15 protein-coding genes and 2 other annotated features are annotated in these 20934 nt (G+C 47.8%); of the genes, 14 read left to right on the forward strand and 1 reads right to left on the reverse strand.

Annotated elements, in window-relative coordinates; genetic code table 11:
- Positions 1–20: 20 nt before the first annotated feature.
- The 7 genes from M3661_RS22185 to M3661_RS22215 all read left to right on the forward strand — a co-directional run bounded on the left by M3661_RS22185 (position 21) and on the right by M3661_RS22215 (position 6938).
- Positions 21–212 (forward strand): H-type small acid-soluble spore protein, encoded by a 192-nt coding sequence (locus tag M3661_RS22185; RefSeq protein ID WP_065291358.1) that lies wholly within the window; start codon positions 21–23, stop codon positions 210–212.
- A gap of 296 nt (positions 213–508) precedes the next feature.
- Positions 509–988 (forward strand): tRNA (adenosine(37)-N6)-threonylcarbamoyltransferase complex ATPase subunit type 1 TsaE, encoded by a 480-nt coding sequence (gene tsaE / locus M3661_RS22190; RefSeq protein ID WP_065291359.1) that lies wholly within the window; start codon positions 509–511, stop codon positions 986–988.
- A gap of 3 nt (positions 989–991) precedes the next feature.
- Positions 992–1873, forward strand: a complete 882-nt coding sequence (tsaB, locus tag M3661_RS22195) for a tRNA (adenosine(37)-N6)-threonylcarbamoyltransferase complex dimerization subunit type 1 TsaB (RefSeq protein ID WP_251488669.1) — start codon at positions 992–994, stop codon at positions 1871–1873.
- A 138-nt stretch (positions 1874–2011) separates the two neighbouring features.
- On the forward strand, positions 2012–2461 hold the full coding sequence (gene rimI, locus M3661_RS22200; protein ID WP_065291393.1) for a ribosomal protein S18-alanine N-acetyltransferase: 450 nt from the start codon (positions 2012–2014) through the stop codon (positions 2459–2461).
- 69 nt (positions 2462–2530) lie between these two features.
- Entirely contained in the window at positions 2531–3532 is a 1002-nt protein-coding gene (tsaD, locus tag M3661_RS22205; RefSeq protein ID WP_065291394.1) for a tRNA (adenosine(37)-N6)-threonylcarbamoyltransferase complex transferase subunit TsaD, read from the forward strand.
- Between the two features lie 114 nt (positions 3533–3646).
- Positions 3647–3933: a binding site (T-box leader), on the forward strand.
- 62 nt (positions 3934–3995) lie between these two features.
- Positions 3996–4275 (forward strand) — a binding site (T-box leader).
- A gap of 143 nt (positions 4276–4418) precedes the next feature.
- Positions 4419–5993: a 2-isopropylmalate synthase gene (locus M3661_RS22210; RefSeq protein ID WP_065291361.1), complete on the forward strand. Its 1575-nt coding sequence runs from the start codon at positions 4419–4421 to the stop codon at positions 5991–5993.
- A gap of 468 nt (positions 5994–6461) precedes the next feature.
- Positions 6462–6938 carry a YbaK/EbsC family protein gene (locus M3661_RS22215; RefSeq protein ID WP_251488672.1) on the forward strand — a complete coding sequence of 159 codons (477 nt, stop codon included), beginning with the start codon at positions 6462–6464 and terminating at the stop codon, positions 6936–6938.
- 94 nt (positions 6939–7032) lie between these two features.
- Here M3661_RS22215 and M3661_RS22220 read toward each other — a convergent pair whose 3' ends face one another.
- Positions 7033–9003, reverse strand: coding sequence for an ABC-F family ATP-binding cassette domain-containing protein (locus M3661_RS22220; RefSeq protein WP_251488675.1), 1971 nt, complete (start codon positions 9001–9003; stop codon positions 7033–7035).
- 324 nt (positions 9004–9327) lie between these two features.
- Between M3661_RS22220 and M3661_RS22225 the strand changes: the two genes are divergently transcribed.
- From M3661_RS22225 to M3661_RS22255, 7 genes are all read left to right on the forward strand, one after another.
- Entirely contained in the window at positions 9328–10008 is a 681-nt protein-coding gene (locus tag M3661_RS22225; RefSeq protein ID WP_083189164.1) for a 5-formyltetrahydrofolate cyclo-ligase, read from the forward strand.
- 139 nt (positions 10009–10147) lie between these two features.
- Positions 10148–10648, forward strand: coding sequence for a MogA/MoaB family molybdenum cofactor biosynthesis protein (locus M3661_RS22230; protein WP_028531653.1), 501 nt, complete (start codon positions 10148–10150; stop codon positions 10646–10648).
- Between the two features lie 127 nt (positions 10649–10775).
- Positions 10776–11045 carry a twin-arginine translocase TatA/TatE family subunit gene (locus tag M3661_RS22235; RefSeq protein WP_065291364.1) on the forward strand — a complete coding sequence of 90 codons (270 nt, stop codon included), beginning with the start codon at positions 10776–10778 and terminating at the stop codon, positions 11043–11045.
- Positions 11046–11121: 76 nt separating this feature from the next.
- Complete coding sequence (gene tatC, locus M3661_RS22240; protein ID WP_065291365.1) at positions 11122–11904, forward strand: twin-arginine translocase subunit TatC; 783 nt, start codon at positions 11122–11124, stop codon at positions 11902–11904.
- Between the two features lie 299 nt (positions 11905–12203).
- The gene (gene groES / locus M3661_RS22245; protein ID WP_021254326.1) at positions 12204–12488 is read left to right on the forward strand and encodes a co-chaperone GroES; all 285 of its coding nucleotides are present in this window, start codon (positions 12204–12206) and stop codon (positions 12486–12488) included.
- A gap of 124 nt (positions 12489–12612) precedes the next feature.
- A complete protein-coding gene (gene groL / locus M3661_RS22250) occupies positions 12613–14250 on the forward strand; it encodes a chaperonin GroEL (RefSeq protein WP_021254325.1) in 1638 nt (545 codons plus the stop codon).
- Between the two features lie 514 nt (positions 14251–14764).
- The gene (locus M3661_RS22255) at positions 14765–20797 is read left to right on the forward strand and encodes an S-layer homology domain-containing protein (protein WP_251488678.1); all 6033 of its coding nucleotides are present in this window, start codon (positions 14765–14767) and stop codon (positions 20795–20797) included.
- The last annotated feature ends 137 nt before the right edge of the window (positions 20798–20934 follow it).

Consider the following 20934-nt stretch of genomic DNA (forward strand, 5'->3'; position numbering starts at 1 on the left):
AAGGAGGATGGGACAAGATGATGGATGCCAACCGTGCGAAGCAAATATTAGAGATGAAGGATACTGTGCCCGTTCGCTTGGATGGGGAGCAGTCTGTGTGGATTGAAAGCGTGGATGTAGCGAATAGTATGGCGACCGTTCAAGTGGGAACGAGTCCATTGAACACGCAGACGGTAGCGGTAGACCGCCTCGTTGAGGAGAAAAAGCAATAACGCCTTTTGTATGGAATGATGGAAACAAAAGAAGGGAGAAGGCGCCTGCGGCATGCAGGTGTCTTTTTGTCTATTAGACATTTGATTTATGCCTTTCTTTTTGGCAGGTGAAAATGGTTTTAGGATGGTGAGGGGAGTGTACCATGGATTGCATGTAGGGTCATAGAAATCATTTTCCTAAGGGTATAGTTGTACGATGACTTCGCATGTTTCTAAGGTAGATCTCGGTTTGGAGATGTTGAATTTATGCTATAATGATAACTTAGTTACTATACGTATCGTGATGGAGGACAAATATGAATCAAATTGCGGAATTTGCCTTCCGCTCAAGCAGCGAAGCGGATACGGAACGACTGGCTTCCCGGCTGGCTGAACGGTTTCATGCGGGAACTGTAATCGCGCTTGATGGGGACTTAGGCGCAGGCAAGACGAGGTTCTCACAGGCTGTAGCGAAGGCGCTGGGCATTACGGGTGTCGTGAACAGCCCAACCTTTACGATTATTAAGGAATACGAAGGCGATACGTTGCCTTTATATCATATGGACGTATATCGGATATCGATGGCGGAAGCGGACGAGCTGGGGCTGGATGAGTACTTCTATGGAGAAGGCGTATCCTTGGTGGAGTGGTCCAGCATTATTACCCCGATCTTGCCTCCGCAGCATTTGCACTTGTTCATTCAGAATGAGGGAGAGACAGATCGCATCATTCGATTGACTGGATACGGGGAGCCGTACGTGTCATGGGTGAATGAATTGAAACGGATGGGAGTATGAATCATGGCAGTACAACATGAGCAAGTCAAGGTGTTAGCGTTAGATACCTCTACTTCTACTATGGCTCTAGCGCTTCTTCAAGATAGGAGAACAGCAGCTCAGCTTGAATCGCAGGCTGAACGCAATCACTCCTTGAAGCTGGTCCCAGCGATGCAATCCATGCTGAAGGGTCTGGGTTGGGAGGGGAGCGATCTTTCTCTCCTTGCAGTGGGGATTGGACCAGGCTCTTATACAGGTGTACGAATTTCCGTTACAGCTGCGAAGACCATGGCCTGGGCATGGGGTAAGCCGGTTGTAGGCGTGTCAAGCTTGCATGCATTAGCTCTAAGCGGACTAGAAGCTGTTCATAAGGAAAAATTCTCAGATGGGGCCCTAAAGATAGGCAGAGACTGGGTTTATCCGTTAGTGGACGCTAGGAGAGGCCAAGTATATACGGCTCGGTTCCGCACAGGGACAGATACAGGCGCTGTCGAAGTAGATGATAAGACTTCTAGACAAGAACCGGAATGGGATGCACAACTCGGATATCGCGTGCAAGAGGATGGAATTCGATTGTTCAGTCAGGTGGCTGAAGAGGTGGCACACGTATTGCAATCCACTGATTTAGAGCCGGCTGATATGCCTGAACATGTATGGTTCGTCGGAGAGATTGAGCCGCATATGGAACGAATTGCAGCACTTCAAGAACAATTCGGAGATCGGATACATGCGGTTCCTTGTATGATGAAGGCCCATTGGATCGGCCGAATTGGAAGCAAGGCCTTCCATCAAGGTGAGATTGGTGACACACACCGACTGGAGCCGAATTACACACAATTGACGGAAGCGGAATCGAAGCTGCTTGCGAAGGAGCAGGCGGCAGCCAAGGCTGTACAACAATCGTAAAGGAGCGTACTTCGAATGGGACAAGCTGAAGAACAGAAGGCTGGAATTGTGTCACAGCCGCGACATGCTGGTCAGGACGAGGCGAATGTTAATCACTCTTCTCAGCTGAAACAAGCTCAACATGTTCAATTTCGCCGTATGACGATTGATGATATCTCGGGTGTGCTCGCGGTTGAGCATGCTTCATTTACGTTGCCATGGACACAAGATGCTTTCCGTAATGAGATGACGAACAATTTATTTGCAAAATATATCGTGATGACAGCGGGTGAGCGTATTATCGGTTATGCAGGAATGTGGACCGTCCTGGATGAGGCGCATATTACGAATATTGCTGTACATCCAGAATATCGAGGGCAGCGGCTCGGAGAAATGCTGCTGCAAGAGCTAGTTCAGCTGGCGCACTCACTTGAAATGCTGCGAATGACACTTGAGGTGCGTGTCTCGAATCATGTCGCACAGCGATTGTATGCCAAGTTCGGCTTCACTCCGCAAGGCGTGCGCAAAGGCTATTACTCCGATAACCAAGAAGACGCGCTTATTATGTGGTCAGACTTGGATCCTACGGCTCCCTATGCAAGACCCTAAGGCGCTAACTGATTAAAGCAGGTGAAATCATTGACGAACCAATCTATTAAAGATAATTCTTGCCTCATTATGTCTATTGAAACAAGCTGCGATGAGACCTCAGTAGCTATCGTCCGCGATGGACGAGAGGTGCTGTCCAATATGGTGTCCAGTCAAATCGACGTTCATCGCCGCTTCGGCGGAGTTGTTCCGGAGATTGCCTCTCGCAAGCATGTCGAGACGATTACGGTGATGCTGGAGCAGGCGCTTCAGGAAGCAGACGTTACGATGGCAGATGTAGATGCAATTGCGGTAACACAAGGGCCGGGTCTAGTCGGATCGCTGCTTGTTGGCGTTGTTGCAGCCAAATCACTGTCTATGGCACTTGATATTCCGCTCATTGGAACTCATCATATTGCTGGTCATATTTATGCGAATCGACTAGTGGAAGAGATTGAGTACCCATGCATGGCGCTCGTAGTGTCTGGTGGTCATACAGAACTTGTGCTCTTGGAGGAAGAAGGAAAATTTCAGGTAATCGGGCGTACAAGAGACGACGCAGTAGGCGAGGCTTATGACAAGGTAGCACGGGCAGTCGGCTTCCCATATCCGGGAGGTCCGCATATCGACCGGCTGGCAGTTGAATCAACCGAGGAGGTCGAGATGCCCCGAGCTTGGCTTGATCCCGAATCGTACGACTTCAGCTTCAGTGGATTGAAATCTGCCGTGCTGAATGCGGTCAACCAGGCAAAGATGAAGGGGGACGAGCCGAATTACGCAGGAATTGCCCGTGGATTCCAGCTCTCTGTCATCGACGTGCTGATTGGCAAAGCGATGCGGGCTGTTCAACAATACGGCGCGAAGCAGCTTCTGCTGTGCGGAGGGGTTGCCGCCAACCGGGGCCTACGGGCCGCATTGGCAGAACGCTGTGCTGCTGAGGGGATTCCACTACTCATCCCGCCATTCGAATATTGTACGGACAATGCGGCAATGATCGGAGCAGCTGCTTATTTGAAGTGGAAGCATGGTCAGTCTACGCCGCTTGACTTCAAGGCAGAGCCATCGTTCTCCTTAGAAGCGTGGTTCGTGTAATCCATTGCAGAATGCAGCTTCTTTCAAGCGTCGATAATTAGGTATTGACGATTTCAGATGAGGGCAATATAATAATCATCAAACCTAAATCCTTCCATGGAATGGGAAATACGGTATAACGCTAAGATCAGGAGTAGTAGGGAAATTGCTGTTCAAATGAAGAGAGCTGCGGGATGGTGCAACGCAGTGGCAGCAAGCCTGAACTCGCCTGTGAGCGGATCGGCGGAATGAAGTACGCAGATACGGAAGCCCCCGTCATCGGGCGTACATGACGATATATTATTTTAGGCTGTGGCCTGCGTGTATCGACATGTGCATGAAGCGGATGAGGCTTCATCTATCGCGAAGATGGAGTTCATCAACTAGAGTGGTACCACGGCAGATCACCTGTCGTCTCTAACGAGGCGACAGGTTTTTTTATTGTTACCCAACTTAATCGAACGACAAGACAATAACATAGTATTCATACACAATGAACAGGAGTAGTAAGAGTTGAACTGTCTCACAGCAAGCTGCGGGGTGATGCGACGCAGTGACGGTAAAGTCTGAACTCGCCTGGGAGTGGAACAGCTGAACGAGCATGATTGGATATGACTATATTCCGATTATATTCGATAAGCGGTTACGGTACCTGCCGTTATCAGGCATGAGAGGAAGGTCTCGAATAGGAGCTGGCTGCTGCCTGCATCTTATATGGCCTTCAATCGGAGTGGTACCGCGGCATACAACCTGTCGTCTCCTGATACATGGAGACGACAGGTTTTTTTGTATCCATTTTCACTTTTGGAATATGACTGGACGACAGAACAATAATTTCCGTTTGAAGATGAATAACGAGTTTCTATGCTGATTACCTATAGCCTTTCCATATGAAGGAGGACTTTCTATGTCAACGAACAATAGCAATATGATTCGAATTTTCGATACTACGCTGCGGGATGGAGAGCAAGCGCCAGGTGCTGCTCTCACGTTGGATCAGAAGCTGGAACTGGCGGGAAGACTCGCTGCATTGGGTGTAGATGTCATGGAGCCGGGATTTCCGGTATCCAGCCCAGGGGAATTTGAGGCAGTACAGCGCATTTCAAGAATGTTCCCTGAGGTCGAAATCTGTGGATTTGCACGTGCGGTAAAAGAGGATATCGATGCTGCGGTTCGCGCAACTGAGGATGCAGCGAAGAGGCGTATCCATCTCTTTATTTCCGCTTCGGATATTCATTTGCAATATCAGCTGCGCAAGACTCGGGCAGAAGTGAAGCAAATGGCACGGGAAATGGTGTCCTATGCCAAGCAATTTGTAGATCAGATCGAGTTCACGGCTATGGATTCGACACGTGCAGACGCTGATTATGTAATTGAACTTGTAGAGACTGCTATTCAAGAAGGAGCCACAATTATTAACTTGCCGGATACAGTTGGCTATGCTCTTCCTGAGGAGTACGGGGCATTATTCCGCAAGGTGAGACAAGGCGCGCGGGGGGCAGAACAAGCTCAATTTAGTGCCCATTGCCACAATGATCTGGGTCTTGCTGTTGCGAACAGCATCGCTGCGATTCAGGCAGGAGCTACTCAGATTGAAGTAACAGTAAATGGGGTTGGGGAACGCACAGGCAATTGTGCATTAGAAGAGCTCGTGATGGCACTGAATACGCGGAATGATGTGTTGCGGGCGGGTACGCTGATCAAGCCAGAGCACTTATACGAAACGTCTCGCATGGTTAGCCGCATGATGCATTTCCCGATTGCATTCAACAAGCCGATTGTGGGCCGCAACGCTTTCCAGCATGAGTCTGGTATTCATCAGGATGGATTGCTCAAAAACCGCAGCACTTATGAGATCATGGATCCTGTTGAGCTGGGCATTCCCCATCATATGATTATTCTGGGCAAGCATTCGGGACGCCATGCACTCAAGCATAGAGCTGCCCAATATGGAGTCTCATTGGATACGAATCAGTTGGAAGAGGTATATGCGAACTTCAAGCAGATGGCAGATCAGCAGAAGGTTGTGACGGATGAACAACTGCTTCATTGCATCGGGGAGACGTTGAATGAACAGCTGGAGGCTGTTGAATTGCTTGATGTTCAAGTAATAGCGGGAAGCTCCCGCAGTCGTGTTGCCTCCGTGGTAGTTAAGGAGCAGGATACCGGAATGGAGCATACTTATGCCGGTGTGGGCAGCGGGCCGATTGAAGCCGTGATACGGGCTATTACGCAGTCCTTCTCTGAGCCGATTCAATTTGAAGACTTAGAGCTACATTCCTTGTCTTCCGGGGAGAATGCTGCGGGCGAGGCCATAGTGACCGTGTCGTGCAATGAATGCCGCTACCAAGGCAGCGCGATGCACCAAGATATTGTAATGGCGGCTGCACAAGCCTATGTTGCAGCATGCAATCAAGCCGTTCGAGGCCAAGTGGCTGAGTCAGACCCTATTGCCGAGGTGGGGACTGTGGAGGTATCCTAACGGTGTGTGGACAAAGTTATCCACATATTCCGTTGAAAACGTGGATAGAACGCTTTCGGCCATGCAGGACTAAGGATCTAGTTTTGGTGAAAAAAAGAATAACATCTGCAATGGAATACACTGGAATTGTGGATAATGTGGATAAAACAGTGGATAATCTTGGTTTACAAAATCAAAACACTGTTCTACCAATAAAAAATGAGTAGAAATGAAAACTTGATTGCTGTTTCATAAAGATGATTCTTGTGAATAACCTGTGATTTACGTGAATGTGGCCTTAAGGTCTGCATTTCTTCATGAAAATTCCAATTGGTGGAATGAAAAGTAGGGCATGGATGCTGCGGGATGGCTTATCGTACTCGCGATAAATGATGGGTCGGTGCTGATGTTATACAGCACTGACCATCCATCTTGTAAGTAACCATTCAGAGTAAAATTGATTCACCGAGCTGTGATGGAGGTGTTGGAATGGATGAGCTTAAGAACAGTGCGCAGATCGTGCAGGACAAGCTTGCAGCTAGGGGTCTGCCCAATCAGGTTGTTGAGCTGCCGGATAGCACGAGAACCGCGCAAGAAGCCGCAAACACAATCGGGTGTAAAATATCGCAAATCGCAAAGTCAATTATATTTCGCAGAAAGGCTGCAGACCTCCCTTTGCTGATTGTGGCAAGTGGGACGAATCGCGTAAATGAGAGAGCGATCAGTTATCTATTGAACGAAAAGATTGGCAAGGCAGATGCTGATTTTGTCCGAGAACATACAGGCTATGTGATCGGAGGAGTTCCGCCGTTTGCCCATAAGGAATCGATTGAGACGTTGATCGACGAAGAACTGATGAAATATGAAGTGATATGGGCCGCAGCAGGCCATCCCAAAGCTGTCTTTCAATTAACGCCTGAGCAGTTAGTGGAATTGACGAACGGAAAGGTAGTTTCTATCACATAGTTCATATGGATAAGTTGTATGGTGCCTGAAGTGTATACAAAAAAAGGGATCCCAATGGAGATCCCTTTTCAACACGTATTGAGGATAAACTTTCTTATGCCTCCATAAGCAGCTCCCACTCGGCATATACTTCATCAAGTGCGGCCTTGGACGCATCTAATTGTTCTTGAATCGACTGGACGCGTACATAATCATTGAACACTTCGGGTTCGGTAAGTTCTAGTTCACGAGCACCAATCTCTGCTTCCAACTCGGCAATTTGCTTCTCGATTTGCTCCAGCTTACGTTGTCGTGCGCGTTCTTCTCGCTTCGACTGCTTATCTGCTTCATACGTTGATAATCCGCTAGGTGTTGCTTCTGATTTGCCTTCCGCCGTACTGCTCTGGAATGAAGCAGGTTTGCTCGGCTGAGATGGATTTGTGGAAAGCAGATCCTTATCTTCTTCCAGCTGCTGCTTCTTCTCTACATAGTCGTCATAATTTCCTAGGAAATGACACGTTCCTTCTGCACTCATTTCCACGATGCGCTCAGCCATCTTGTTCAGGAAGTAACGGTCATGTGAAATAAAGAGTAGTGTGCCTTCATAGTCAATCAGAGCGGATTCGAGCACTTCCTTGCTGAATAGATCCAAATGGTTGGTCGGCTCATCGAGTATGAGCACATTTGCTTGTAGGAGCATCAGCTTGGCTAGTGCTACTCTAGCTTTTTCCCCACCACTGAGGGAAGCGATCTTCTTCTGTACATCGTCTCCGCTGAATAAGAAGCTTCCGAGTACAGTTCGAATACGAACTTCCTCCATATGCGGATAGGCAGACCATACTTCCTCTATGACGGTTACATTCGGGTTCAAATTCGTCTGTTCCTGATCATAGTAACCAATCGTAACATTCGTGCCCCATTGGATCTGTCCAGCTAATAGATCGTGCTTGCCAGTCAATGCTTTCAACAAGGTGGACTTGCCGATTCCGTTCGGGCCAATGAGTGCGACCATTTCTCCACGCTTCAATTCGAAGCTTACGTGGCGGAATAATGGAGGCTTATGGTCATAGGATGCAGATGCTTCTTCTACTTTCAGCACATCTTTCCCGCTTTGACGAGTAATCTCGAAGCTGAAGCTTGCACGCTTCAGATCCCCTAATGGCCTATCAATTCGTTCCATTTTCTCGAGTGTTTTACGACGGCTTTGTGCACGCTTGGTTGTTGAGGCACGCACGATATTGCGCTGTACAAAGTCTTCAAGCTTTGCAATTTCAACCTGCTGCTTCTCATAGAGTTTCATTTGCTGCTCATATTCGGCTGCCTTCAACTCGATATATTTCGAATAATTGCCTGTATACCGCTTGGCCTGATGGCGTTCGATCTCGATGATCGTCGTCACCATCGCATCTAGGAAGTATCGGTCATGCGATACAACAAGGACAGCGCCAGGGTAGGAGCGTAAGTAACCTTCGAGCCATGTAAGGGTATGGATGTCTAGATGGTTCGTAGGTTCGTCAAGCAGGAGCAAATCAGGCTGTTGCAACAAAATTCGGGCAAGTGCCAATCTCGTCTTCTGTCCACCGCTCAACGTGTGAATATGAATCGTGTTCGGATCCATCTGGCCGAATCCCATGCCGTGCAAGATGCTTCGCACACGCGTCTCCATCTCGTAGCCGCCATGCTGGCGGAACCAATCTTGTTGCTCCGCATATCGACGCAAGATCTCTTCATATCGAGATTCATTCTCCGCAGTTGCAGGGTCAGCAATAAGACGCTCTAATTCTCGAAGCTCCTGCTCAGCCTCAATGAGGTGAGAGAATACGGACATCATCTCTTCCCAAATCGTCCGTTCTGAATGGAGACCGGTATGTTGGGCAAGATAGCCGATTCGAGTTTCCTTCGACTTGTATATGATGCCATCATCAGGTGTGAGCTCTCCCGCAATCATTTGCAGGAGCGTAGACTTGCCGGCGCCGTTGACCCCAACTAAGCCAATCCGCTCACGTTCTAAAATTTGAAAAGTAATGTTGGATAACACGGGGGTAATCCCGTAACTTTTGCATATGCCGTTCGCTTGAAGCAGCATCGGTATCTCCTCCGTTTTGGGCAAACTACCATGTCTTAAGAGGTTGTCCAATCCGTGCTACAAGAGCAATCAGAATTGAACATATCCCCTTAAGTTTACATGAAAATGCGGAAAAGTGCGAAGTCTTTCCATCTATGGTGATGATAATAACGAAAGCAGTTGGTATCGAAAATGGAGAATGCATGCGCATAGCTAGCGGAAATGAAGTAAGGATGGTAAACTAAGGTTGAAAATGGTGAAAATGAGTGAAAATAAGAGAAAATGAACATACATTGATGATATACGTCGCATGGAAGAGTGTCACGCAGACGAGGAGGGGTACAGTTGGAGCAAGCGGCAGATAAAGGCATACTACGAGAACGATTCAAACAGCGTCGAAAGGCGGTAATGGAGAAGGAGTACGATGTATCCAGTGCAGAAGTATGCAACCATGCTTCTGCCTATTTTGCGCAGCTGCGGGAACATTTGAAGCGCCCTCTTCGGATCTTTGGCTATTGGCCATTTGGAAGAGAGTTGGACATTAAACCCTTGCTTGCTGCATGTTTAGAAGCTGGAGATCAGATTTACTTGCCGCGAACGATCCCTGCTACACGAACAATGACACTGCATCGATGGGATGACCAGACGACGTTTACGGATGGCTGCTTCGGAATCCGTGAACCTGAGGCACATACGGACTTGCTGCCGAGTGAAGAATGGACAAGTCTAGACGTGATTATTGTACCTGGTATTGCGTTTGATGCTGCAGGCGGCAGACTCGGATTAGGGGCTGGATATTATGATCGCTTCTGGCAGTCTTATATGGAGAGCTTCACGAACAATCAAGATCTCGAAGGGGATCTCTCGGTCGTGCGGATAAGCTGTGTCTATTCTTGGCAGATTACTGATGATGTTCCGATGGAGCCCCATGACATTGGGGTGGATCTGCTTATTTCCGAAGAAGGCATAATTTTTTGCGAGCGAGGAAGGATTTCGCAGGAAGAGCTCGAACTTGGATTGCAGTAGCAGACTCATGGTATTTTTGATTAGACTGCGACTTTTTATATTGGACTAGACAGACACAGCTGAGAAAATATAAACGAGCTTTAGCATGGAACAAGAGATTATTATGATGAATTGGCGAATGGCGGAAGGAGGAATGGACATGCTTTGGAAAGTGGCGATATTAACAGCAAGTGATAAAGGTTCACGTGGCGAACGGGAGGATACGAGCGCACAGGTTATCCGTGAGCTAGTCGAGGAAGAATTGCATGGTGAGGTTGTAGAATACCGGATTGTGCCGGATGAGGTCAATGATATTTCAGCATCATTAATTGAGATGGCTGACTATTTCCAAGCGGACTTAATTATTACCACCGGAGGAAATGGATTAGCTCCGCGTGATGTGACGCCTGAAGCGACGATGAAGGTGATTGATAAGGAAGTTCCTGGATTGGCAGAAGCAATGCGTTACGCAGCTATGCAGCGAACTCGCAAGGCAATGCTGTCTCGTGCAGTCTGTGGAATAAGAGGCAAATCACTCATTATCAACTTGCCTGCAAGTCCAAAGGGTGTACACGATCATTTACTGGCGATTATCGACCAGTTGCCGCATGCTTTGTACGCGGTTAGCGGGAATTTAAGCAGTGCGGACGAATTCGAGTAGTGTGCCGAATTTGGAATGATTTTCATAAATTTGTTACAGTTCATTGGTATTTTCTACATATCTAGTATGTTATGATGTATATCATAGCATTTCATTTTATAGAGGCAATGAAAGGTGGAATTACAAGGTGTTTAACGGAATCGGGGTTTCTGGTGTTCTGTTGCTGTTGATTATTGCCTTGTTATTGTTCGGACCGAATAAACTTCCTGAGCTTGGGCGCGCATTTGGCCGCACATTACGGGAGTTCAAAGCAGGTGCACGCGATATTATGGGCGATGACGAAGAATCCAAGCCTGCTCGCAAGGAAGTGCAGTATGTAGATGTAGAGAAGTCTGGACAGCCTTCTCCTACGGCGTCGGCGACTCAAACCGAATCACAACGGCGTTTGCCGGAATAATGCTTCGCTGGTGACAGGCCTTTTGGCTGCGGCCTAGCGAAGATTGCAACAATGTGATGAACAGGCTGGTGTAGCAATGTCGATAGAAAAGGAAGACCAAATGACAATGGTCGAGCACATTGTCGAACTGCGCAAACGGATTGTTCTCATTCTGGTGGCGCTTGTTATCGGACTTGTAGGCGGACTTATACTAGCTGATCCGATCTATACCTACCTGCGCAGTGTCGAGCCGGCCAAAAATATGCCGCTGCATGGATTTTCGCTCTGGGATGGCATCAATATTTATATGAAGTTCGCCTTTATTTTTGCTTTGGCGATTACACTGCCGATTACGCTGTATCAACTGTGGGCTTTTGTCAGTCCCGGCTTGAGAGTGATAGAGCGGCGAGCGGCTCTTCGTTATGTGCCCTTTGTGTTCGTATTATTTTTGTTAGGGCTGTCATTTGCGTATTTTGTTGTCTTTCCGATGGCTTTCGAGTTTACTTCTAGTATTAATGAGCACATGGATCTGCAAGCAACGTATGGGATTACGCAATATTTCTCGTTCATGTTCAATATATTGCTCCCGATATCGCTGCTGTTTGAGCTGCCAGTTGTGATTATGTTCCTGACACGAATACGGCTGTTAAATCCGCTTCGGCTGCGGAAAATGCGCCGTTTAGCGTATTTTATCTTAATTGTGTTAGGTACGATGCTGTCGCCGCCGGATGTCATTTCAGACATCTTGGTGTCGATACCGCTGCTCATCCTTTATGAGTTAAGTGTGTTCTTGTCCTCGATTGTATATCGCAAACAGATAGCAGAACAGCTTGCTTGGGAGAAAGAGTTCGATGAATCTGCAGATGCGACAATCGCCTAAGTTATAAATGCAGGTAGAGAGAGTGTGATTTGATTTGCACTTTTTCTTACCTGCATTTTTTGTTGAAAACAGCCTGTCTTCATAAGCTTAGGAGACATAGTGGTTATAAAAAGTTAAAAATTTTTAAGCGTATACCCCCTTGCAATCGAATCTTAAAATCAGTATCATAAGAATTGTTATTAGCACTAACCACTATCGAGTGCTAACACATTACTAATTTTGTTGTGGAGCCTTTGTCCGTACTATCGGGCATCGGATTCTTCACTTTATAACTCTTGTTTAAAAGGAGGCTATTTTTCATGATCAGACCTTTAGGTGAACGCGTATTGATCGAGGCAATTGCGAAGGAGGAAACTACAGCTTTCGGAATCGTATTGCCGGACACTGCCAAAGAAAAGCCGCAAGAAGGTAAAGTTGTGGCAGTAGGTAACGGAGTGTGGAAAGACGGCCAACGTGTGGCTTTGGAAGTAAAAGAAGGCGACCGCGTGCTGTTCTCCAAATACGCTGGAACTGAAATCAAATTCGAAGGCAAAGAATACTTGATTATGAAAGAAAGCGACATCCACGCAGTAATCGGCGAATAGAGCCGGAGAGCGTATGCGCTCATTTTGCAATCACATGATCACGTTCCAGAGTGGGAACCGCTGAATCACATACATGAAGATGAATGAATGAACATATTGATACGAATTGAGGAGGGTTTCACTAATGGCTAAGGATATTTTGTTCTCTGAAGAAGCACGTCGTGCGATGCTTCGTGGTGTAGATGCTTTGGCAAATGCGGTTAAAGTGACACTTGGACCAAAAGGTCGCAACGTTGTATTGGAGAAGAAATTCGGTTCTCCGCTTATTACGAATGACGGTGTAACAATCGCGAAAGAAATCGAGTTGGAAGATGCATTCGAAAACATGGGTGCACAACTCGTTAAAGAAGTAGCTACGAAAACAAACGACGTTGCTGGTGACGGTACAACTACAGCTACAGTTTTGGCTCAAGCGATGATTCGCGAAGGCTTGAAGAACGTTACAGCTGGCGCGAACCCAATGGTAGTTCGCAAAGGTATCGAGAAGGCTGTTCGTGCAGCAGTTGAAGAATTGCACAACATTGCGAAGCCGATCGAAGGCAAGCAAAACATTGCTCAAGTTGCAGCGATCTCTGCAGCTGACGATGAAGTAGGTACGTTGATTGCTGAAGCGATGGAGAAAGTTGGCAAAGATGGCGTAATCACTGTCGAAGAATCCAAAGGATTCAACACAGAGCTTGAAGTGGTTGAAGGTATGCAATTCGACCGCGGATACATCTCTCCATACATGATCACAGACACTGACAAGATGGAAGCTGTTCTGGACAATCCGTACATCTTGATCACAGATAAGAAAATCTCGACAATCCAAGAAATCTTGCCAGTATTGGAGAAAGTCGTTCAACAAGGCAAGCAGCTCGTTATCATCGCTGAAGATGTAGACGGCGAAGCACTTCCTACATTGGTTCTGAACAAATTGCGCGGTACATTCACTTGCGTAGCTGTTAAAGCTCCAGGCTTCGGTGACCGTCGTAAAGCAATGCTGCAAGATATCGGCGCATTGACTGGCGGCCAAGTCATTACAGAAGAGCTTGGTCTCGAATTGAAATCGACTACGATCGATCAATTGGGTACTGCTCGCCAAGTTCGCGTAACAAAAGAAAACACAATCGTCGTAGATGGAGCTGGCAACAAAGCGGACATCGATGCGCGTGTGAACCAAATCCGTACGCAATTGGAAGAAACAACTTCCGAATTCGACAAAGAGAAGCTGCAAGAGCGTCTTGCTAAATTGGCAGGCGGCGTAGCAGTTATCAAAGTTGGTGCGGCTACTGAAACGGAATTGAAAGAGCGCAAATTGCGCATTGAGGATGCTTTGAACGCGACTCGTGCAGCAGTTGAAGAAGGTATCGTTGCAGGTGGCGGTACTGCGCTTCTGAACGTATACAATGCAGTTGCAGCTGTAACAGCATCCGACGATGAGCAAACAGGCGTGAACATCGTCCTGAAAGCTCTTGAGTCCCCAGTTCGTACAATCGCTGACAACGCTGGTCAAGAAGGCTCCGTTATCGTTGAGCGCTTGAAGAATGAAAAAGTTGGCGTAGGCTACAACGCTGCTACTGGCGAGTGGGTTGACATGATCGTTCAAGGTATCGTTGACCCAGCAAAAGTAACACGTTCCGCGTTGCAAAACGCAGCTTCCGTTGCTGCTATGTTCTTGACAACTGAAGCGGTTATCGCTGACAAGCCTGAGAAAGAAAAAGCCGGCATGCCTGATATGGGCGGCATGGGCGGAATGGGTGGAATGGGCGGCATGATGTAATAGAATCATTTTCGAAGCAATTCGAAGATGGTCGACCGCGCTTAGCGGAGGATTCTATTGCTGATTGAACAATTATTGCTCAATGCAGAGACAATGGGGAGTAATCCCTTATGTACAGCAGATTTGAGGCTTACAATAAGCATTGTCCCATTTCTGTTCCATTATGCTAGATAAATCAATTAGTGGAGAGGCTGTTCATGAGTTCTGAGAACTTGTGAGCAGCCTCTTTTTCTTTGTATTCGTTACATTCTGTTCTTGATAATGATCTTTACAAGATTCTTGTCTTCGCTTTCATTGAGCGTATTTGTCTCTTCTTTGATAATTGAGTTAGTTTCTCCTTCAGTGGCTGTCAATCCCAAAAGCTTTCAATCATATGATTCCTTTTTTTTGCTTTCACTTTCTTTTACAGACACTCCATATGGGGATGACCTGGATATTACAATTTGGGGGTAGAATTCAGTAGCAATAGATCTACCATTCTGTAACAGATAACAAAGGAGAGAGAAAAGATCACATGCGAATACGCAGAAAATGGTTGTCTCTGGCATTGCTGGGGAGCATGCTGCTTGGCGTGCTGCAGCCCGCATTGGCGCAAGCTTCACCTGGATTCGATTATACCAAGGTGCCGAAGCTATTAATTACGGAGCTGGTGCCGGATACGAAGAATGTGAATTCGGCCGACGGCTATGAGAGTATTGAGATTTACAATAATACGAACCGTGACATCAACTTCAGAGATTACAAAGTTGTGTATAACAACGGCAGCAACAATGACTGGTCGCTTACGGATAAGAAAGTTCCCGTGATTATCAAGCCGCATCAGACGATCGTGCTCTGGATCATGAATGGCAGTAATACGAACGAGACGGCTGATGCATTTAACAGCAATTATACAATTAACGGATATACGTCCAATTTGATTGAAAACACGAATTTGTTCCGGATTGATGCGGGCGGAGGCATGGCGAATACGGGAGAACGCAGCGTAGCGATTCATACGCTAGGCGGTGTCGAGATTGCCAAAGCGGCTTATTCGGTAACCAGGTCCAAAGAAAATTTCGGCATTCACTATAGCTATCCAATGGATGCAAGCAAGAATATGGCGATGGTAGGCGCAGCGGAATCGCAACCGGCTTCCCCAGGAACCGTTGAGGCGATTCAAGTGCCGGCATTCCCTTCGGATATCGGGGAACCGCCTACTGCTACGGCTCTAAATTTCGATCACGTGCCGGCAAGCAAGACGCTCGTGAATCAAGATGTGCCGATTGATGCATCCATCACAGGCAACCTGACTTCAGTTACCGCTTCCGTCTACTATAAGACAGATGTTCAGACGGCTTATACGCCGCTAGTGATGACGTCGGCTGACGGCGTGAAGCATACAGCTACGATTCCGGGAAAAGCGGTCGTTGATGGCAATTTGCTTCAATACTATATTGAAGCAGTGGACGGAAATCAGCAGCCGGAGCGTACGGGTACATATGCGGTCGAGATCGAATCTTTACCGCCGGTACAAGGGGACAAGCTTCAAATCGAGCATACTTCGGCGAAGCAAGTCGATGCGAAAGATTTACTCATTACTACGAAGCTGAACAATCCGGATAAAGTCAAAATTGACAAAGTGGAGCTGCTGTACAAGTCGCCATCACAGGCGAAGTACACCCTGCTGGCAATGAAGCAGCTGCAACCTAATGGCAATGATTATAGCGTCACCATTCCGGCGAATGCGTTCGTTGAATCCACGCTCGATTACACCATTCGTGTGAAAGACGTCGAGAACAGCTACACCGTGGATGTCAATATTCCGCCATTTAACGCGGCGAAGGTCCCATCCTTGCTCGTAACGAAGATCGTCCCGAACACGACGAACGTACCGAACATGTCATCGGACGCATTCGAAATGATTGAAGTGTACAACAATACCGATGCACCGATCGATTTTAAGAACTACAAGGTCAACTATCGATATCCTGATGATGGGCCGGAAGCTGATTTGAAATGGCCTACGACCAAAGAAGATTTCATGATTCCTTCTCAGCAGTCGGTCGTGTTCTGGATTAAGAACGGAGCGAACAATAGCTATACGGCTGCGGATTTCAACAACTTCCACAAGACAAACTTGGTTGAGGATACGAACTTGTTCGTAATCATGAGTGACGGCATGGCGAATTCGGGTCGTCGTGGTATCGTCATTAAGACGAACACGGGCAAAGAAATTTCTTATGCCAATTATGACGCAACGACCGTATATGAAGGCGGCGTGAGCGACGAGACTAAGGAAGACAAAGCGATTCTATTCAAATATCCAATGGACGGCAGCATCACGATGATCAAGACAAGTTCCGGGCTCGCGGCGCCTGCCCCTGGCGTGATCGATCCGGCGCTCGTTCCGGCCGTGCCTGTACATGTCGAGCAAGACACGACGCCGTCAAAGGCAGAAGACCGCTCTGGCATAACGTCGGTCGAGCAATCGCAGAACCTTGATCTGAAAGCTTTTGCGGATGATGAGAAGCAAGTGGCGACGGTAAAAGTCTTTATCCGCACGGACAAAGAGGCGGAATATACCGGTTATGCGCTAACGCAGAATTTCACCGATTCGTTGTATCATTATCTCGTGCCTGCAGCTACGCTGATCGGCAGCAAGTATATTGAATATTATTTCATGGTATCTGATGGTACAAATGAGGTGGAGACGGCGAAGGCCAAGGTGGACATCACCGGCAAGCCGGGTCATGATCCGCTCCGTCTCAACGTGAAGAACGGGGATATTGTAAACGGCACGAAGACGTTGAAAGGGACGTCGGAGACAGCGCCTGCGAATACGTTGAAGTTAAGCGTAGACGGCCACGCGATTACACAAGGTTCCTTCGATGCATTAGAGCATGATGCATACTTCGTCTTCGAAGCGAAGAACGTGGACTATTATTTCAAGAATGCCGTCACGATGGGACCGGAGAGCGAGAAGGATAAGACGATTCTCTATACGTTCATGGATCCGATCCCGACGTATACGACATTGACTTTTAAAATCGAAGCGAGCCGCTTCCACATTGGTGCGGATAACGTGATCTATATTCGTGCAGGATCGAAGACAAGCCCATTCGACGACCGGAAGGAAGAGAATAAAGACGATTTCGAAGTGCGAAACGTGCGCTTAATGCTAGCGGACGGTACCGAGATTTGGGATCCACTCTACGTGAAGGGGAAAGAAATCAAAATCGGCGACAGTCCTGGGAAAATGGAAGGAATCGGCTTCAACTTCAATCTGGATGCGAAGTACTTCCAGTCGAGCGCCTATGCTTGGGATACGACCAAAGTGGCGGACGGCGCGCATCAGGTGAAAGTGACCGATAGCAACAACGTTGACGTGACGGCGAATGTCACCGTAGACAATACGCCGCCTTCGATCAAGCCGAATGTTGAAGAAGGCAAGCAGTACCGCGGCAACTTTAAGCTGGATGCGGAAATCAAAGACCAGCTTGCCGGCGTAGACCAAGTGGCCGTGAAGCTGGATAACCAAGATATTAAGCTTCCCTATGCTTTATCTTCCGGCAGCATGAAGGCGGGCAAGCACACGCTGACGATTACGGCATCCGATAAGGTGGGCAATCAAGCGGAGCGCACGGTAACGTTCACGACGCCGGAGGAAAACCCGCTGAAGCCGGAATTGATTGCGCCAACGCAGGGTCAATCCGAATTGGGCGGCAGCGTGGGTCTGAAAGTGAAAGTGCAGGATCCGACGAATGATCCGATGAACGTCACGTTCTACAGAGGCTTCCAATATGATGGCAACCGTATTGCAGAAGGATTCACAGGCTTCATGAACGCATCCGATAACGAACCGCCGAAGGTCATGATTCCGGAAGGAGAGCAGACATTAACGGCAGAGGATTACCGTAAGATCAGCGCAGAAGACGGCGATTACTTAGTCAATGACGCAGTGGAGCAATTCCCATACCAACGTTATGAGATTAAGCTTGACCCAGCGGTTCAGAAGACAGACCGCGTCGATATCGTCTGGAAGGGCAAATCAATCGAAGGACGTAAAGTCAGCTTGTATGCTTGGAACGAGAGCGCGAAGAAATGGGTGCAGCTCGTTACCCGCATTGCAGGCACAGAGGATTTCGAATTGAAGTCCATGGTTAAAGTCGAAGACTATGCAATGGGACAGACAATCCAGATCATCGTGCAAGATGAGATCGCGGAGATGAAGGAACTGAAGTCTGATACGGCCCAAGATCCGTATGATTTCTCCTTCGTATGGATGTCGGATACGCAGTACTACTCGCAGAGTTATCCTCAGATTTACAAGAAAATTGTGAATTGGGTGAAGGATAACAAAGAGAGCAACAATATTAAATATGTCATCCATACGGGCGACATCGTCGATAAATCCTATCAAGAGTATCAATGGCAGGAAGCGGACGAGGATATGAAGGTGTTGGAAGATGCCAACATTCCTTACGGCGTGCTTGCTGGCAACCATGATGTTGGTCACCAAGACAACGACTATACGAAGTACTGGCAGTATTTCGGAGAACAGAGATTCAAGGATATGCCAACGTACGGCGAGTCCTATCAGAACAATCGCGGACACTACGATCTCGTTTCGGCCGGAGGCAATGATTTTATCATCGTCTATATGGGCTGGGGCCTGGGTGACAAGGAAATCGACTGGATGAATGAGGTCGTGGCGAAATATCCGGAGCGTAAGGCAATCTTGTGCTTGCATGAATACATGCTCGTATCCAATAACCGTGCCCCGATTGCCGATAAGATTTTCGAGAAGGTCATTAAGCCGAACAAGAACGTCATCGCGGCATTGTCCGGACACTATCACGATGCGCAGCTGAAGATCGATGAGCTGGAGGACGACAACGGCGAGAAGCGCAAAGTCTATCAGATGCTCGCGGACTATCAAGGCGCGCCGGAAGGCGGTCTCGGCTATATCCGTCTGATGCAGTTCGACATGAAGAACAACAAGCTTCACATCAAGACGTATTCGCCATATTTGGACGATTATAACTATTATGATCCTGAATTCTATCCTGGCAAAGACGAGTTCTCGCTGGATTTGGATTTACAGCCGAAGATCAAACGCGTCGCAACCGACTACATTGGCGTGAAGGTCTATAGTGAATTACCGATCGGCAAAGTGAATAACGTGAAGAGCGGCCAGCAGGCAGCTTTTACTTGGAACGGTCTCCAAGGCGATAGCTACTATCAATGGTATACGAAGGCAGAAGACGGCAACAGCGGTCAAGTGTTATCGGATATTTGGGGCTTCTATACAGGTAAGGTGAGTAATCTTAATCCAGGCCCTGGTACTACGAAACCAGATCCAAAGCCAGAACAAAAGCCTGATCCAAAACCTCAGCCTAAGCCGGAGACTTCTTCGGACAAAGGGGTTATGAGCATTAAACCGGGCGCGGATGGCGCTTATGCGGTAGATCGCGCTGCGCTTGAAAAAGCATTCAATGAAGCAGAGCACGGCAAAGTGGCGATTAAGCTCGAGGTAGCGTCTTCGGAACAAGCGGCTCAGCTCGTGTTGGATGCGGCTGGTGTGCAGAAAGCGAAAGAGCGCAAATTGAGTATTGAAATTGTGGGATCTGGGTTTACCGTGACGATTCCGGTAGCTTCCTTGCCGAATGGCATTGCAGATGTCGATCGCATCGTACTTCATATTGATCCGACGATGAATTCCTCAATCCAGACGACAATCAACGCGGCAATTAGCTCGAACGGTGAACTGAAGTCGACAGGCGTTGTATTCACGCTCAAGCTAGTAACGGTCAAAGGAAAGACAGAGACGGCGGTTCAGCAATTCAGCGGTCCGATTACCGTGAAGCGTACGCTAACGGCAGAGCAACAGAAGCATTTACAGCAAGATTATGCGAACCTGTATCATCTGGTGGGCGGCAAAGCAGAGCTGATAGATGGTACGTTCGATGGCAGCACAATTAGCTTCACGACGGATCAACTGGCGCAATTCGCGGTGCTTGAGCAGCACAAGCAGTTCACTGATTTAACTGGCGGTTGGGCTGATGAGTACATCCTCAAGCTGGCTGCGAAGAATATCATTAGGGGGATGGAGAATAACCAATTCCGCCCGAACTTGCATGTATCGAGAGCGGATTTCGCGACGCTTGTCATCCGTGCGCTGGGTATCCAAGCAGCAGAAGGACAGACGCCATTCGCGGATGTAGCGGCAGACCGTTACTATGCAGGCTATGTGAGCAAAGCGGCTGAACTGGGATTGGTACAGGGCAGCAACGGCAAATTCCGTCCGACGGAGCCGATTACGCGCCAAGAAGCGGCAGTGATTCTGAACAAAATGGCAGAATACATGAAGAAGCCAATTTCGGGATCGTCCTCCGTGCCAGCATTTGCTGACTTGGGCAGCATCTCCGGCTGGGCGAAGGATGCGGTGACGAAGCTGCAAGCAACGGGTATCATTAACAGCAAAGACAACAACCGTTTCGATCCGCGCGGCTCAGTAACGAGAGCGGAAATCTCGAAGATGCTGTATATGATGTTGAATAAGTAACGAATACGCGCAGAACCCAAAAGACCGTCAGGGATCATCCTGACGGTCTTTCATAAGCTCTACGTTCAAATATTTAAATGTTTATTCAATTGTATATTGTCTTTTCTATATTTTGTATGATGGCTTTAGGTATAATA

It is taken from the genome of Paenibacillus sp. MER 180, assembly GCF_023713665.1.
GTDB classification, from domain to species: Bacteria; Bacillota; Bacilli; order Paenibacillales; family Paenibacillaceae; genus Paenibacillus_B; species Paenibacillus_B suaedae.

What these genes read in the sequence shown, in the direction of transcription:
- M3661_RS22185 (WP_065291358.1), top strand. Translation starts at nt 21, where the DNA reads ATGGATGCCAACCGTGCGAAGCAAATATTAGAGATGAAGGATACTGTG.
- tsaE (WP_065291359.1), top strand. Translation starts at nt 509, where the DNA reads ATGAATCAAATTGCGGAATTTGCCTTCCGCTCAAGCAGCGAAGCGGAT.
- tsaB (WP_251488669.1), top strand. Translation starts at nt 992, where the DNA reads ATGGCAGTACAACATGAGCAAGTCAAGGTGTTAGCGTTAGATACCTCT.
- rimI (WP_065291393.1), top strand. Translation starts at nt 2,012, where the DNA reads ATGACGATTGATGATATCTCGGGTGTGCTCGCGGTTGAGCATGCTTCA.
- tsaD (WP_065291394.1), top strand. Translation starts at nt 2,531, where the DNA reads ATGTCTATTGAAACAAGCTGCGATGAGACCTCAGTAGCTATCGTCCGC.
- M3661_RS22210 (WP_065291361.1), top strand. Translation starts at nt 4,419, where the DNA reads ATGTCAACGAACAATAGCAATATGATTCGAATTTTCGATACTACGCTG.
- M3661_RS22215 (WP_251488672.1), top strand. Translation starts at nt 6,462, where the DNA reads ATGGATGAGCTTAAGAACAGTGCGCAGATCGTGCAGGACAAGCTTGCA.
- M3661_RS22220 (WP_251488675.1), bottom strand. Translation starts at nt 9,003, where the DNA reads ATGCTGCTTCAAGCGAACGGCATATGCAAAAGTTACGGGATTACCCCC.
- M3661_RS22230 (WP_028531653.1), top strand. Translation starts at nt 10,148, where the DNA reads ATGCTTTGGAAAGTGGCGATATTAACAGCAAGTGATAAAGGTTCACGT.
- tatC (WP_065291365.1), top strand. Translation starts at nt 11,122, where the DNA reads ATGTCGATAGAAAAGGAAGACCAAATGACAATGGTCGAGCACATTGTC.
- groES (WP_021254326.1), top strand. Translation starts at nt 12,204, where the DNA reads ATGATCAGACCTTTAGGTGAACGCGTATTGATCGAGGCAATTGCGAAG.
- groL (WP_021254325.1), top strand. Translation starts at nt 12,613, where the DNA reads ATGGCTAAGGATATTTTGTTCTCTGAAGAAGCACGTCGTGCGATGCTT.
- M3661_RS22255 (WP_251488678.1), top strand. Translation starts at nt 14,765, where the DNA reads ATGCGAATACGCAGAAAATGGTTGTCTCTGGCATTGCTGGGGAGCATG.